Origin of the sequence: Marinobacter sp. 3-2 (genome assembly GCF_003751355.1) — a bacterium.
Taxonomy (GTDB): Bacteria; Pseudomonadota; Gammaproteobacteria; order Pseudomonadales; family Oleiphilaceae; genus Marinobacter; species Marinobacter adhaerens.
On record NZ_RJUQ01000001.1, the window covers coordinates 1 to 16,060 of the forward strand.

Here is a 16,060-nt window from a genome sequence, read left to right on the forward strand (position 1 = left end):
GCACAAGGGGCTGAAAATGAAATCGCCCTGGGAGTACCGGGCGGAACTGGCATCAAACGAATGAGGTGGTGTCCGGTTTAGCGGGGGCAACTACACATATACCTTCAAGCCAAACGTTGGACAAATACGGTCCACCGCCCAGAAATAGACAAGTTTATCGGTGCACTCACACGGCAACGTGCCCGAAAAGGTGTTTTTCTAACCACATCGGATTTTTCATCCGGTGCTCGCGATGCAGCCGCTGGACTCGATATGAAGGTTGTACTTATCGATGGGCGTGAGCTGGCTCAGCTCATGATCGAGAACAGCTTGGGTGTCAACGTCAAAGACGTTTACGAAGTCAAACAGGTCGATACCGACTATTTCATTGAAGAGTGATGCTGTGTCTTCAGGGATTCTGTTCGAAGCTAGTCGGTTAGAAAATTGCGGATGATTCACTCATATAAGCGCAGCTAGGATAACGCGCGAGCCGCGATCATGTTGGCTAGACTCGGCATGGGCACGTAAATAAGGAAGTACGCATGGTCAATCAAAATCCGGAACAAAAAGCCCGAGACGAGATAGATCAGCTCCTCGCAATCGCTGGCTGGGCGGTTCAGGACAAGAAAAAGATCGATTTTTCTGCCTCACTTGGTGTGGCGGTGCGCGAGTACCAAACTGATGTTGGTCCGGCCGACTATGTTCTCTTCGTGGATAAACAAGCCGTTGGTGTAATCGAAGCCAAGCCGGAGTCCTGGGGTGAGAAAATCACCATCGTCGAAGACCAGTCTCAGGGCTACGCTAACGCCACGCTGAAGTGGGTCAACAACAGCCAACCTCTGCGTTTTGTGTATGAAAGCACGGGCGTGATTACCCGTTTTACCGATGGCAACGACCCACACCCCCGCTCACGGGAAGTGTTCAACTTTCATCGCCCCGAAACATTGGCAAAATGGGTACATGAACCAAAAAGCCTTCGCGCTCGATTACAGGATTTTCCGCCGCTGAACACCACCGGTCTGCGGGACTGCCAGATTACCGCTATCACCAATCTGGAAGAATCTTTAAAACAGGATAAACCCCGCGCTCTGGTACAGATGGCGACGGGCTCGGGAAAAACCTTTACCGCTATTACTTCCAGCTACCGTTTATTGAGAGAGCCGGTCAGTGCCAACCGGATCCTGTTTTTGGTAGATACCAAAAACCTGGGAGAACAGGCCGAACAGGAATTCATGAGCTTTTTGCCGAACGACGATAACCGGAAGTTCACCGAGCTCTACACCGTCCAGCGCCTGAAAAATCAGTTTGTGGCCAAAGATGCCCAGGTGTGTATCAGTACCATTCAGCGAATGTACTCCATCCTCAGGGGCGAACCTTTGGACGAATCATTTGAAGAACACAACCCGGCAGAACAATTCACGCGGCCTAAAGAGCCCTTGCCGGTGGTCTATAACGACAAGATCCCTCCCGAGTTTTTCGACGTTATCATCATTGATGAATGTCACCGCTCCATCTACAACCTGTGGCGTCAGGTGCTGGAATATTTCGATGCCTATCTGGTAGGGCTGACCGCCACACCCGATAACCGCACCTTTGGTTTCTTCCGCAAAAACGTGGTTAGCGAATACGACCACGAAAAAGCCGTGGCGGATGGCGTTAACGTTGGCAACGAAGTTTATGTGATTGAAACCGAGAAAACTCGGAAAGGCGGCGAGATTACCGCCAAACAGCAGGTGGAAAGGCGCGAACGTAGCACCCGTCGCAAGCGCTGGGAAACCCAGGATGAAGACGAAACCTACACCGCCAAGCAACTGGACCGGAATATTGTTAATCCCGACCAGATCCGGACGGTGCTTCGTGCCTTCAGGGATGCCTTGCCCAGCATTTTTCCAGGGCGAGAGGAAGTCCCGAAAACCCTGATTTTCGCCAAAACCGACAGCCACGCCGACGACATTATTCAGACGGTGCGAGAGGAATTTGGTGAGAGCAATCAGTTCTGCAGAAAGGTCACCTATCGGGTGGCCAACGACAAACTGGATGCTGACGGCAAAGTGATCGAAAAAGGCGAAGACCCTAAATCCGTACTCGCCCAGTTTCGTAATGACTACTACCCGCGGATCGCCGTGACCGTGGATATGATCGCCACTGGTACAGATGTGAAAGCGCTAGAATGCCTGCTGTTCATGCGGGATGTGAAGAGCAAGAACTACTTCGAACAAATGAAAGGTCGGGGCACTCGAACTCTGGATAAAGACAGTTTGAAAAAGGTCACGCCATCTGCGCAAGGCGCCAAAACCCACTACGTGATTGTGGACGCCATCGGCGTGACTAAATCCCTGAAAACCGCTAGCCAACCACTGATCACTAAACCTAGCGTGCCCATGAAAGACCTAGCCATGGGCGTAATGATGGGCGCCAGCGATACGGATACTGTATCTTCCCTGGCTGGACGCTTGGCAAGACTTGATAAACAGTTGGACGATAAAGAGCGTGCCCGCATCGTCGGGAAAGCGGGCGGTATACCCCTGTTGACGATTGTAGGTGAACTGTTCAATGCCATTGATGGCGACCGGGTGGAACAAAAAGCTTTGGAAATTGTCAGCCAGCCAGCGGGAACAGACCCTGGCGAGAGCGCCCGTGATCAGGCCCAGAAAGAACTGGTAAGCCAGGTTGCCAATGTATTCAACGGCGATTTGATCGACCTGATCGATAGCATCCGCCGAGATAAGGAACAAACCATTGTCCACGACGACCTGGATAATATAATCACCGCCGAATGGGCTGGTGAAACCACGGACAATGCCAAAGCCCTGGTGGAGGAGTTTGCCGACTACCTTCAGGGGCACGCAGACAACATTGACGCTTTGAGCATCTACTTTCATACCCCTGCCAGGCGCAGCGAAGTGACTTACCCCCAAATCAAAGCCCTGCTGGAACAGCTTAGGCAGGAACGGCCAAAGCTCGCACCATTGCGCGTCTGGCAGGCTTATGCCCACCTGGACAATTACAAAGGTGAGAACCCATTGAGTGAGCTCACCGCCCTGGTGGCACTGATACGCCGCGTATGCGGCATCGACCCGGGAATCAGAACCTTCGGTAGCACCGTCAGAAAGAACTTTCAGGACTGGATCATGAAATACCACGCTGGTGGTAGCGACAAATTCAACGAACAGCAAATGGCCTGGCTGCACCTGATCCGCGACCACGTTGCCAGCTCATTCCACGTTGACCGGGATGATCTGGATATGGCTCCGTTTGATGCCCAGGGTGGGTTGGGGCGGATGTATCAGTTGTTTGGAGCCCAGATGGACTGGGTGATGGATGAGTTGAATCAGGAGTTGGTGGCGTGAAGGCTATAAATCTCGGCAATGAGAAGCTTCCGAAGCATTGGGCTATCGCTAAATTGCCTGAATTCACGAACCTCACCATGGGACAGTCACCGGCCTCAGAAACGTACAACCTTGATGGTAATGGCCTGCCATTTTTTCAGGGTAAAGCTGAGTTTGGATCCGTTTACCCGACGATTAACAAGTATTGCTCCGAACCCAATAAAATTGCTGAGGCTGGGGCAATTCTGCTTTCAGTAAGGGCGCCAGTAGGGCCGACAAACTTGGCTCAGTCCCGCTGTTGTATAGGTAGGGGGTTGGCGGCAATTCATCCTATTGGCGGTGTTGATTCAAAATTTATACTGCTTCTGTTCAGAAGCATTGAATTGAATCTGTCTGGAGAGGGAACAGGCTCTACTTTCAAGGCGATTACCAAAGCGTTCGTTCATAATTTGACGTTCGCAATACCTCCACTTCCTGAGCAATATCGCATCGTTGCCAAAATCGAAGAACTCTTTTCTGAATTGGACAACGGCATCGTCGCGCTGAAAACCGCCCGCGAACAGCTCAAGGTCTATCGACAGGCCACGCTTAAACACGCATTTGAGGGGAAGCTTACTGCCCAATGGCGAGAAAAAAACGCTACTGTGCCATGGCGGCTAGAAAAGCTGGGTAATCTGCTCGTATTGTTAACGTCAGGATCTCGTGGTTGGGCACAGTACTACTCGGACTGTGGCGACACGTTTATACGTGCTCAGAACTTGAAGCATGACAGGCTAGATTTAGATGAGAAAGCCTTTGTTGCTTTGCCTACAAAGGCTGAAGGGCGGAGAACTCAAGTCCAGGTGGGTGATGTTCTTGTCACCATTACAGGTGCAAATGTAACCAAAACAGGACGGGTTTCTGCCGACGTTGGCACTGCGTACGTAAGCCAGCATGTGGCTCTTTGCAGGCCTACAGAAGATATTGATTCAGAATTCCTGTACTGGTTTTTGGTGTCAGAGGCAGCTGGCAGAAAGCAGTTATCGAAGTTTGCTTATGGAGCTGGAAAGCCGGGTTTGAACTTGGACAATATTCGCTCAGTCGAGATCAGCCTGCCTTCGCTTGAAGAACAATATGAAATTGTAAATAAGCTAAGAGAATTGCTCTCCATCGAAGAGAACGTCTCTTCGATCATCGAAACGGAGTTGCGTCGTGTTGAATTAATCCGCCAATCTGTTTTGAAAAAGGCCTTCTCCGGTCAACTGGTCTCACAGGATCCTAATGACGAACCGGCCAGCGAACTACTGGATCGAATGAGTGCGGAAAAGCAAAAGGGAGAGCAGATGGTTAGAACTTCAGCGCACTTCTTAGATTCCTATCTCCGGGAGACGACATAATGTCAGTGTTTCAGGTTCGTTGGCCTGCTGCGTACAATAGTGCTCCGATAAGAGGTGCTATCTAATGGCCAGTGCAGATCAACTCAAAGCGCTACTCCGTTCCCATCTGGAGGGTGACGACACCCGCTTCTATTCCATTGCGATGCAGGTGGCGGCCCGCGAGGCCAAGATGGGCCACGGAAAGCTCGCCGAGGAACTTCGCACACTGATTGATCAGGCGAAGTCTCGCCAAGTTACGTCATCAGAATCTAGGACCGTACCCATAAGCAAGCCGCGCGGTGAGTTGGCCAATCTGCTAACGGTCAGCTATCCGAAAAATCGTCTGGTCGACATGGTGTTGGCGGATGATCTGCAGCAACAGCTTGAGCGCATTATTCGGGAACAGCGTCATGCGGCTGAAATTCTGTCTCACGGTCTACAACCAAGGCGTAAATTACTTCTGGTTGGCCCCCCGGGAACGGGTAAAACCATGACAGCATCAATGCTGGCCGGCGAGTTGGGCCTGCCGTTGTTTGAAGTACGCCTGGATGGTTTGATGACTAAGTTTATGGGTGAAACCGCAGCAAAGCTCCGGCAGATTTTTGAGGCAACCCAGCAGGCGCGAGGTGTTTACTTCTTCGATGAGTTTGATGCCATCGGCTCACAGCGTGGGCTGACCAATGATGTGGGTGAAGTTCGGCGAATACTGAACAGCTTTCTTCAAATGATCGAGCAGGATCAATCCCATAGCCTGATTCTTGGGGCCACAAACCATCCTGAAATTCTGGATAACGCGCTTTTTCGCCGGTTTGATGATTTATTGCACTACGAACTGCCCGATGAAAAGCATATCTCCGGTGTCTTAAAAGCCCGGCTACAGCATAAGGCCGTTAAACACATTTCTTGGAAAAGGCTGGCGTCAAAGGCTCTTGGCTTGAGTTATGCGGAGCTCACCAGGGCGGCGGATGAAGTATTGAAGACCGCGTTGATTGAACGTAAAGACCAGATTTCTGAAAAAGATGTTGGCCTGTCTCTCGAAGAGCGTAGGAGCCTATCGAATCGATTGAGTGGCGAAAACTGCTAAAAATAAGGATGTTGCATGCCGGTAAACGAGGGAAATAACCGTCCACATTTCATTTTTCAGAATAATGGTAAGTCAGAAAGCTTTACTTCACCGGGTCAGGGAGGGGGCGGAGTACCCGTACCGAGTCGTGACCGTCAGGCTCATGGCAATGTCTTGCTGGGTAAACTTCAGAGTCTTCACCCAACCCTCGCAGACGCCGTTGAACAACAACACCGTGCTGGTATAGAGGAAGGTGTCGGTTTACAGATCGAGTTCGAGGGTTTTCCTGATGTTGAGCTGGCTTTCGAGTCTTTGGCGCGTGAAAGGTCAGGCATTGAATTACGAAATGTCAGATATGAAGAAGATAGGGTGTTCGCCACTGTCTTCGTTCCGGAGGGTAAGCTGGAAGTTTTTGAAAAGCTTATCGCTGGTTATCTGGACGAATCGAAAGATACTAAAAATGGACCAAAAAGCAGTAATTTGCTCAACACAGTTGCGGAGATCCGAGCGGCTACTTTGCAGGCGTTATGGACCGATACGCCTGAGTCCATGCCGACATCTGATGACGAGTATCTTTGGTGGGAAGTCTGGCTTCCCGTGCGTAAAAATCGTCAGGCCGTAATCAGGCAGTTCCGAGAAATGGCTGCTGGGCTGCGCTTTAAAGTTGCATCGGGAGAACTCTACTTCCCCGAGAGAACTATTTTGCTGGTCTTTGGCTCAGTGGAACAAATGAAACGCTCGGTTATGACCCTCAATATGATCGCCGAGTTGAGACGGGCCAAGGAAACTGCCGACTTTTTTGATTCATTGCCGCCACCTGAACAAGTGGAGTGGGTGAATGAGTTGAATGAGAGGTTAACTTTGCCGGGTGAGGATACGGAGGCTCCTCACATTTGTCTGTTTGATACCGGAGTGAACAATGGTCATCCGCTGCTTGCCAGGGCACTATCAAACGCTGACACGCACAGTGTAGAACCCGGCTGGGGCTTAAACGATCACGATGGGCACGGGACAGGCATGGCCGGGATTGCCTTGATGGGCAATCTCACGGATGCCTTGGAGAGTAATCAACCTCTTGCTGTCAAACACAGGCTTGAATCTGTGAAGTTGATTCCGGCAGACGGGGCCAATGGCGGAGACCCGGAGCATCATGGCTATCTGACAGCAGAAGCAGTTGCGCGCCCGACCATCAGCGCAGCGAGGCGTAAACGTGTTTTTAGTATGGCCATTACCGCTGAAGATAACCGGGATCGTGGTCGCCCGTCGGCTTGGTCTGCGACGCTAGATCGGCTGGCCTGCGATGCCGATGAGCAAGGCGAGACACCAAGGTTGTTCGTTGTCTCTGCCGGAAATATTCAAGATCCAAACGCCTGGATGGAATACCCAAATAGTAATTCGACCGATGCGATTCATGATCCGGCACAAGCATGGAATGTGCTCACTGTTGGCGCTATGACCCACCTTGTTAACATTACCGAGGGGGATGCCAGCGACTACGAGCCGATTGCTGAGTTGGGCGCCCTCAGTCCGTTTAGTACCACGTCTCAAACTTGGCAGCCGCACTGGCCGCTGAAACCCGACGTCGTTTTTGAAGGTGGAAACGCCGCAACGGATGGGCTTGGTGCGGCATGGATGCCAAGCCTGAGTTTGCTGACCACGAACGCTCAGGTCAATGAACGGATCTTTACCACAACCAATGCAACAAGCGCCGCCTCAGCTTTGGCGGCCAGGATGGCGGCGCAGCTAATGGCTGAATACCCGGAGCTTCGCCCTGAGACGATTCGCGGTCTGATTGTGCATTCTGCCGAATGGACAGGTGGCATGAAACGAATGTTTCTGCCGGTTCGTGGTAAGCCGACCAAAACACAGGTGGCCAGTCTGGTGAGACATTGCGGATTTGGCGAACCTGATTTGGCCAGAGCGTTGTGGAGTGTTGATAACTCTTTAACGATGGTATGCGAGGAGAAGCTTCACCCATTCAAGCGGAAAAAAGGGAGCGACCCTCAACTCAAGGATATGAATTTGCATCGCCTGCCTTGGCCGCTTGCGGAGCTTGAGGCTTTGGGCGAAACGGAGGTTGAAATGAGGGTAACTCTTTCATACTTCATAGAGCCCAACCCTTCCGCGCGTGGCGTGACTTCTCGTTATCGGTATGAGTCCCACGGCCTGCGTTTTGATGTGAAGCGTCCGCTGGAGAGCGATGACGATTTCAGGGCACGAATCAACGTGGCCGCGAGGGAAGCCGAGGAATATTCAAGTTCTGGCCAAAGCGATTCTGCCTGGTTGCTTGGCAAGAGTAATCGCCATAGGGGCTCGCTTCATTCTGATAAATGGAGAGGCAGTGCCGCTGAGCTGGCCAGCCGGGGTGTTATTGCCGTCTATCCAGCCCTTGGCTGGTGGAAAACCAGGCCTGCTTTGGGCCGCTACAATCAGGCAGTGAAGTACTCACTGGTGGTATCCATCAGGGCTCCGGAAGTTGATGTTGATTTGTATACCCCAATTGCCAATCAGATTGGTGTGCCGGTGGTTGTATAGTAATCACCCAGCGGTTGATCACACACATGGTCCGTCGACTCAGCGAACAATTAAATGGACCACGTCGGTTTCAAGCAGAGTCCAAGTAAGAATCCGGCAATTGTGGTTGACGCTTACTCACTTGAGCTCAACTGGTTGGTGACCTTCGAAACCGAACCTAAAAGTACCGTATCACTGAATCAGGCAGGTAATTGCTTGCCCTCAAGGAACGTCATTAATGAATACTTCGTCCATTGTTTCCCGTGTCTGGAGCTTCTGTACCACCTTGCGTGACGACGGTGTGGGTTACGGCGACTATCTGGAACAGCTGACTTATCTGATCTTTCTGAAAATGGCGGACGAGTACAGCAAACCGCCCTATAACCGTGATGTTGGCATTCCGCAGAAATACAGCTGGCCGGTTCTTACCAGTAAGAAGGGGGCAGAGCTGGAGGTTCTCTATGTTGAGCTGCTACGAGAGCTGGGGAAGCATAGCGGTATGCTGGGGCAGATTTTTACCAAGGCTCAAAACAAGATTCAGGACCCTGCCAAGCTTTATCGGCTGATCGATATGATCGATAGCACCCAATGGGTGATGATGGGGTCCGATATAAAAGGGGATATCTACGAGGGGCTGTTGGAGCGCAATGCGGAAGACACGAAATCCGGCGCGGGCCAGTATTTCACGCCACGACCACTGATTCGCGCCATGGTTGAGTGTTTACGGCCGGAGCCGGGTAAAACCATTGCTGACCCTTCCTGTGGCACCGGAGGCTTTTTCTTGGCAGCCTACGACTTTCTTACCGATCCGGAAAACTTCCAGCTCGATAAAGATCAGAAGCAGTTTCTAAAACACAGTACGTTTTTTGGCAATGAAATCGTCGCAAATACCCGTCGTCTGTGCCTGATGAATATGTTTCTGCACAACATCGGGGAGATCGACGGCGATAGCTTGGTTTCCCCGAACGATGCGCTGGTCGCCGCGAGCCCCATCAATGTGGACTACGTGCTAGCGAATCCGCCTTTCGGGAAGAAAAGCTCCATGAGTTTTACCAATGAGGAAGGCGAGCAAGAAACCGATGAGCTGACCTATAACCGTCAGGACTTCTGGGCCACCACGTCAAATAAACAGCTCAACTTTGTTCAACACATCCGCAGTATGCTGAAAACCACAGGCAAGGCGGCTGTAGTTGTGCCCGATAACGTACTGTTTGAGGGCGGTGCCGGTGAAACCATTCGCAGGAAACTTTTGGAAAACACCACGCTGCATACCATTCTGCGTTTGCCCACGGGGATCTTCTACGCTCAGGGCGTGAAAGCAAACATTTTGTTTTTCGACAACAAGCCCGCTAGTCCCAATGCCTGGACGAAAGAAGTCTGGTTCTATGATTACCGCACCAACATCCACCACACCCTCAAGAAAAAGCCCATGCGATATGAGCATTTGGCTGACTTTATTAAATGCTACAACCCCCAGAATCCCAGCAAGCGAGTGGAAGCCTGGCATCCGGAAAACAATCCCGACGGTCGCTGGCGCAAATACGATTATGAGGAGTTGGTCGCGCGGGATAAAACCAGCCTGGATGTTTTCTGGTTGAAGGACAAAAGTCTGACCGACCTGGATAACCTGCCGGAACCGGATGACCTTGCGGAGGAGATTATTGAAAATCTGGAGGCTGGATTGAACAGCTTTAGAGAGGTTCTCAGCGGGCTTTCGAAAGCATGAGCATTAAGGAGTGGGGCTGGTGGGTACCAAGGGGCTGTTAGCTCATGGTGATTGCACGAGACCCCTGAAGCCGCGAGAGAAAGATTGCTTTCGACTGTTCTCTGTGTCCAAGTCAGTATTTTTCGGATTCAGTGCAAAGGTCAGAATTCTTAAGCTTCGAAAAATGTGCCAAAAGCTGTGGACACACCGTGGACACAATTTGGACACAGGCTCAATTTCTTGTGCCAGACAGAGCAATTTCAAAAGCAGGGCAGAGGTCATTACCCGGTTCGAAGCTTGAGCGATTGCATTTTCGCGAAACAACTATAGCAGGTAGGATTGAGGGGCGTAACGTATTGAATTGCCAAGAAAATGGCCCGCCCGTCAGGATTCGAACCTGAGACCTTCGCCTCCGGAGGGCGACGCTCTATCCAGCTGAGCTACGGGCGGATTTCAACAAGTTTGGCATGTTTGACCGTTGCCTTCGGTTCCGGATTTTTTCTCTGACCCTTGCCTCCGGAGGGCAACGCTCTATCCAGCTGAGCTACGGGCGCTTCGAGCTCGACGATGACTCGCCGATTTCGAGTGCGCAATCTTACGTGCGTAGCGGGTGTCTGTCCAGCCCCCGGCGGCAAGTCCTGCCCTCAGTTTTGGGGTAGTCGCTGCTCGGGGGTAATCGATACCAGATTGTTGTCATTGCTGAAGGTGACCTCGCCATCCTGGATGGTCACCTGGAAGCTCATGGACCGGTCCGCGAGCGCTGCCAGGGCCTCAGTGCTGTCGCCCGGCAGGTGAACAATGGTGAGGTTGTCGAAACGTTCCAGCTTGCCGTGGTGTTTGTCCCACCAGACTGGGAATGCGCGATCGCCATAGGTATAGAGGATTACTTTCCCGGCGCGGTTGCAGGCCTTCCTTATTCGGTCTTCTTCTGGCAGGCCAAGCTCAATCCATAATTCAATTTCGCCGGTCAGGTCTTTCTGCCACAGCTCTGGCTCATCATCGGTGCTCAGGCCTTTGGTAAATTCGAGGGTATCGCTGGCGTTCAGGGCAAAGGCAAGCAGCCGGATCATCACGCGCAGGTCCGTTTCCGACGGATGCTGGGCGATGGTCAATTGATGATCCGCGTAGTAGTGGCGGTCCATGTCGGCGATATTGAGGGTCGCCTTGAGAATGGTTGCTTTGAGCGCCATGGGCTTCCTGCATTGGTATCGGGATAGGGGTTTGGGCTAGTGTAATGCAATTCTTTCCCGGGTGAGTGTAAGCGCATGCCGATGTTGCGTGGTTTTCTGGTTCTGGTGCTGTTTTTTATTCTTGGCGAGTCCGTGCGCCTGCTGCTGGCGCTGCCAGTGAGTGGTGGCGTGCTGGGGATGGTGGTCATTACTTTCACGCTGATGCTTAAAGGCAACGTGAGTGATGATCTTGCTCAGGCCAGCCAGGGGCTGATATCGGTGCTGGTGCTCTTGATCATGCCGGGGGTGGTGGGTGTGTTTTTCACGGCGAACCAGTTCTCCGGGCAGTGGCTGGCGGTTGCGGCGGCATTGCTGGTGGGCACTTTTCTCAGTGTGCTGACCACCTTGTTGTTGATGAAAGCGGTGACGAAAAGAGGCGTTAGCGATGGTGAGTGAGCTCCTTGCGCGCTTCCAGGCCCTGCCGGAGTCGCTTGCCGCCACCCCGATTCTTGCGATCGGTTTGACCCTCGGTGCCTTCTTTGCCGGCAACTGGCTGTTCTCCCGCATTGGCCGGCCTATCTGGCTGCCGCCGGTTGTTTTGTCTGCGTGTCTTTTATCTGGCTTCATCGCATTGGCGGTGGATTACCAGGATTACCAACAGGGCGCGCGCTGGCTGACGGTGTTGCTGGGGCCTGCCACCGTCGCACTCGGCATTCCCTTGTACCAGCAGATGCACCATATCCGTGCCATGTGGCGCCCGATTGTGGTCACGCTGCCGATTGCCGCCACCATGGCGGCGGTTTATGCCGTGGTGATTGGCTGGGCTCTGGGGGCCACACCGGAGGTCCTGGCATCGCTGGCGCCCAAGTCGGTTACTGCGCCTATCGCCATCGGTATTACCGAGCAGTTGGGCGGTTCTGTGCCCCTGATGATGGGCGGGCTCCTGATCACGGGCGTGGTGGCAACCCTCTTCGTTGACCTGCTCGCGCGGCTTTTGCCTGTTGAAGACGAACGGATTCTGGGCTTTGCCCTGGGGCTGAATGGCCATGCCATCGGAACCGCCAGGGCGTTTGAAATCAGCCATAGCGCCGGCGCGTTTGCGTCTCTGGGAATGGGACTTACCGGTGTGTTTACTGCCCTGATCCTGCCTCTGGTTTTCCGGCTGTAAGTCTGCGCCAAATCAGGTCATTCACCTGGCGTATAGCCCCATGTCGCAATTTCGATTGCCCTAAGTGTTTTCCGAGACTAGCTTGTTGGCCAGGCATTCGGCGCCGTTCTGCGCCGATGTTCCGTGAAAATTCCTAAAACAGCGACGGAAAACGCGATGAAAAAACTGATTGCAGCATTTGTCGGTTCCATGGCCCTGGCGGCGGCGCCGGTAGCCCTGTCTGCCGAGGCGACCAAGGAACTGAAGATGGCGTACGACGCCGACCCCGTGACCCTCGACATTCATGAGCAGCTGTCTGGTGGCATTCTCCAGCTGTCCCATATGACCTTTGATCCGCTGTTGCGCTGGACCAAGGATCTTGGTTTCGAGCCGCGCCTGGCAGAGAGCTGGACCCGAGTTGATGAAAACACCATGCGCTTCAAACTCCGTGAGGGCGTGAAGTTCCATTCCGGCAACGAGCTGACGACCGCGGATGTGAAGTTCACCTTCGACCGCCTGAAGCAGAGCCAGGATTTCAAGGCCATCTTCAAGCCTTTCAGCGGCATCAACATCATCGATGATTACACCTTCGAGCTTGTCACCAGCGAGCCCTATCCGCTGCTGCTGAACACCGCCACCTATATCTTTCCGTTCGACAGCGAGTTCTACAGCGGCCAGACCGAAGACGGCAAAGACAAGAGCGCCATCCTCAAGCATGGCAACTCCTTCGCATCCGAGAATCTGTCGGGCACCGGCCCTTACACCGTGACCGAACGCAAGCAGGGTGTCCGCGTCGAGTTCGAGCGCTTTGACGACTACTGGGATACCGAGTCTCCGGGCAACGTCGGCAAGATCGTGCTGACTCCGATCAAAGAGAACAACACCCGTGTGTCTGCGCTGCTGTCCGGTGGTGTCGACTTTATCGCCCCGGTTCCGCCCAATGATCTGGAGCGGATCCGCAACGACAAGAACGCCAACCTGGTCACCATGAGTGGCACCCGCATCATCCTGTTCCACATGAACCAGGAGCGAGTGGAAGCCTTCAAGAACCCGAAGGTTCGCCAGGCGATTGCCTATGCCATCAACCAGGAAGGCATTGCCGCCAAGATCATGAAAGGCTTCGCCACCCCTGCCGCCCAGATGTCGCCTGAAGGCTACCAGGGCTATAACGAGTCCCTGACACCGCGCTTCGATGTGGCCAAGGCCCAGGAGCTGATGAAGGAAGCCGGCTACGAGGACGGTTTCACCATCACCATGATGGCGCCGAACAACCGCTACGTGAACGACGACAAGATCGCTCAGGCAGTGGCTGCCATGCTGGCGCGTATCAACATCAAGGTGGATCTGAAAACCCTGCCTAAGGCCCAGTACTGGCCGGAGTATGACAACCGCGCCGCGGACATGATGATGATCGGCTGGCACGCGGATACCGAAGACTCCGCCAACTTCTACGAGTTCCTGACCTTCTGCCCGGATGCCGACACTGGCGCTGGCCAGTACAACGCCGGTAACTACTGCAACCCGGAAATCGACGCCCTGGTTCAGAAAGCCAACGTCGAAACTGACCTGGACAAGCGTGCCGCCATGCTACAGGAAGTGGAACAGCGTCTGTACGACGATGCCGCCTTTGTTCCGCTGCACTGGCAGGATCTGGCCTGGGCCTCCAAGAAGAACGTGAACATTGAGCCGGTGCTCAATGTCATGAACTTCCCGTACCTGGGTGATCTGGTTGTTGAGTAACTGCCTTTGATGGCCGGCCGGCGCTGGAGTGATCCGGCGCCGGCCTTTTGTTTGCAAGCCTTATCCGGAAGCTTTCCATGTTAGCGTTTTTGGTTCAGCGGATTTCCCAGGCGTTTCTGGTCATGTTTGTGATCAGCGTGATTGCCTTTGCCATTCAGGATGGCCTCGGGGACCCGCTTCAGGAAATGGTGGGTATGTCCGTCTCCGAAGAGGAGAGGGAAGCCATTCGAGAGGAGCTTGGCCTGAACGACCCGATGGTGGTGCAGTACCTGCGGTTTGCAGGCAATGCGCTCCAGGGCGATCTGGGTAACTCCTATTTCTACAGCAAGCCGACCCTGGAAGTGATCGCCGAACACCTGCCGGCGACGCTGGAGCTGGTCATCGGTGCCAGTCTGATTATTGTGTTTCTTTCCGTGCCGATCGGTGTTTATGCCGCTATCCGGCCCCAGGCATGGTTATCCAAATTCTTTATGGGCGTCAGTACCGTGGGTATTTCCATACCGGTGTTCCTGACGGCCATTGTGCTGATTCAGCTGTTCTCCATTGGTGTGACGGTGAACTGGTTCCCATCGGATACCGGCTGGGGTCAGTGGCTCAATGATTTCTTCAGCACCGAAGGCGGGCTGCCTTCCTACGGCCGTGGTGATGAGCTGACTCACCTTTTCGGCACCTGGGAGTCCGGTTTCTTCACCGGTACCGGGCTAATGCATCTGGTCCTGCCGTCGGTGTCGCTGGCCTCGATCATGCTGCCGCTGTTTATCCGGCTGATCCGGGCCGAGATGATGGAAGTGCTGCAAAGCGACTATGTGCGTTACGCCCGGGCTAAGGGCCTGAGCGCCGGCCGCATTAACTTCCTGCACGCACTCAAGAACACCATGCTTCCGGTGATCACCGTGGGCGGCGTGCAGATCGGCATAATGGTGGCGTACACGATCCTCACCGAAACCGTGTTCCAGTGGCCGGGCGTGGGCCTGATGTTCCTGGAGGCCATTACCCGCAGTGACATTCCGCTGATCGTGGCTTACCTGATGGTGGTAGGCCTGATTTTCGTGGTTACCAATACCCTGGTGGATCTGATCTACGGTCTGGTGAATCCCACCGTCAAACTGACAGGAAAGAAAGCATGACAACGGCAACGGTTTCCCGCTGGGACCGCTTCCGCGAGTCCTTCTTCTGGTACAGCTTCAAGCGCGACAAGGTGGCGATTGTCAGCTTTGCCGTGCTGCTGCTGATGGTGCTGGCGGCGGTGTTTGCGCCCTTGCTGGCGCCCGCCGATCCCTACGATCTGGCGCAGATCAATATTATGAATTCCGAGCTGCCCCCGGTGGGCATGAGCGGTGCCGATCCGGCATTCCCCCTGGGCACCGACGCTCAGGGCCGGGATCTGCTGTCCACCATTCTTTACGGTACCCGGGTGTCCCTGATGATCGGTTTCGGGGCGGTGGTCCTGCAGGCGTTTCTAGGCATTCTGTTCGGCCTCCTCGCCGGCTACCTGGGTGGCAAGGTGGATGCGGTGCTGATGCGCATTGCCGATGTTCAGCTGTCGTTTTCCACCCTGATGGTTGCCATCATCGTGGGCGCAGTGTTCAAGGCGAGCTTCGGTAACCTGATGTTTGGCGAGATCGCCATTTACATGCTGATCTTCATCATCGGTGTCGCCGAGTGGCCCCAGATTGCCCGGACCGTTCGTGCTTCGGTGCTGGCGGAGAAAAAGAAGGAATACGTCGACGCCGCCAAAGTGATGGGCTTCGGGACCCGACGGATCATGTTCCGGCATATCTTGCCCAATACCCTGTCGCCGATTTTCGTTATCGCCACGGTCCAGATTGCCAACGCCATTATTTCCGAGGCGGCGCTGTCGTTCCTGGGGCTCGGTATGCCGGAGACCCAGCCGTCGCTGGGGTCGCTGATCAAATCCGGCTTTGACTACATCCAGAGCGGTTCCTGGTGGATCACCCTGATCCCGGGCCTGGTGCTGGTGGTGCTCGTGCTGGTCATCAACCTGTTGGGTGACTGGTTGCGGGATGTGATGAACCCACGGCTGTACAAGGGGTAACAC

General features: G+C 53.8%; 12 protein-coding genes and 1 tRNA gene. 11 read left to right on the forward strand and 2 right to left on the reverse strand.

Annotation, left to right across the window (positions count from 1 at the left end; genetic code table 11):
* Nucleotides 1-96: 96 nt before the first annotated feature.
* The 6 genes from EDB94_RS00005 (at nt 97) to EDB94_RS00030 (ending at nt 9,966) form a co-directional block, all read left to right on the forward strand.
* The gene (locus EDB94_RS00005) at nt 97-378 is read left to right on the forward strand and encodes a restriction endonuclease (RefSeq protein WP_219908289.1); all 282 of its coding nucleotides are present in this window, start codon (nt 97-99) and stop codon (nt 376-378) included.
* A 143-nt stretch (nt 379-521) separates the two neighbouring features.
* Nucleotides 522-3,329, forward strand: a complete 2,808-nt coding sequence (locus EDB94_RS00010) for a DEAD/DEAH box helicase family protein (RefSeq protein WP_108019472.1) — start codon at nt 522-524, stop codon at nt 3,327-3,329.
* A complete protein-coding gene (locus EDB94_RS00015) occupies nt 3,326-4,684 on the forward strand; it encodes a restriction endonuclease subunit S (protein ID WP_108019474.1) in 1,359 nt (452 codons plus the stop codon). The genes EDB94_RS00010 and EDB94_RS00015 overlap by 4 nt, the downstream gene beginning before the upstream one ends.
* Nucleotides 4,685-4,748: 64 nt before the next feature.
* A complete protein-coding gene (locus EDB94_RS00020; protein WP_108019475.1) occupies nt 4,749-5,747 on the forward strand; it encodes an AAA family ATPase in 999 nt (332 codons plus the stop codon).
* 15 nt (nt 5,748-5,762) lie between these two features.
* A complete protein-coding gene (locus tag EDB94_RS00025; RefSeq protein ID WP_108019477.1) occupies nt 5,763-8,261 on the forward strand; it encodes a S8 family peptidase in 2,499 nt (832 codons plus the stop codon).
* A 217-nt stretch (nt 8,262-8,478) separates the two neighbouring features.
* Nucleotides 8,479-9,966, forward strand: a complete 1,488-nt coding sequence (locus tag EDB94_RS00030; protein WP_108019479.1) for a class I SAM-dependent DNA methyltransferase — start codon at nt 8,479-8,481, stop codon at nt 9,964-9,966.
* Between the two features lie 352 nt (nt 9,967-10,318).
* On the opposite strand, the gene EDB94_RS00035 is transcribed toward EDB94_RS00030, so the two are convergent.
* Nucleotides 10,319-10,395 (reverse strand) — tRNA-Arg (locus tag EDB94_RS00035).
* Between the two features lie 194 nt (nt 10,396-10,589).
* Complete coding sequence (locus EDB94_RS00040; protein ID WP_108019481.1) at nt 10,590-11,135, reverse strand: YaeQ family protein; 546 nt, start codon at nt 11,133-11,135, stop codon at nt 10,590-10,592.
* A 75-nt stretch (nt 11,136-11,210) separates the two neighbouring features.
* Here EDB94_RS00040 and EDB94_RS00045 point away from each other — a divergent pair, with 75 nt between their 5' ends.
* The 5 genes from EDB94_RS00045 (at nt 11,211) to EDB94_RS00065 (ending at nt 16,057) form a co-directional block, all read left to right on the forward strand.
* The gene (locus tag EDB94_RS00045; protein ID WP_108019483.1) at nt 11,211-11,570 is read left to right on the forward strand and encodes a CidA/LrgA family protein; all 360 of its coding nucleotides are present in this window, start codon (nt 11,211-11,213) and stop codon (nt 11,568-11,570) included.
* Nucleotides 11,560-12,282 carry an LrgB family protein gene (locus EDB94_RS00050; RefSeq protein ID WP_014575815.1) on the forward strand — a complete coding sequence of 241 codons (723 nt, stop codon included), beginning with the start codon at nt 11,560-11,562 and terminating at the stop codon, nt 12,280-12,282. The genes EDB94_RS00045 and EDB94_RS00050 overlap by 11 nt, the downstream gene beginning before the upstream one ends.
* Nucleotides 12,283-12,438: 156 nt before the next feature.
* The gene (locus EDB94_RS00055; RefSeq protein WP_108019486.1) at nt 12,439-14,001 is read left to right on the forward strand and encodes an ABC transporter substrate-binding protein; all 1,563 of its coding nucleotides are present in this window, start codon (nt 12,439-12,441) and stop codon (nt 13,999-14,001) included.
* Nucleotides 14,002-14,078: 77 nt separating this feature from the next.
* Complete coding sequence (locus EDB94_RS00060) at nt 14,079-15,128, forward strand: ABC transporter permease (protein WP_041644890.1); 1,050 nt, start codon at nt 14,079-14,081, stop codon at nt 15,126-15,128.
* Complete coding sequence (locus tag EDB94_RS00065) at nt 15,125-16,057, forward strand: ABC transporter permease (protein WP_014575818.1); 933 nt, start codon at nt 15,125-15,127, stop codon at nt 16,055-16,057. The genes EDB94_RS00060 and EDB94_RS00065 overlap by 4 nt, the downstream gene beginning before the upstream one ends.
* The last annotated feature ends 3 nt before the right edge of the window (nt 16,058-16,060 follow it).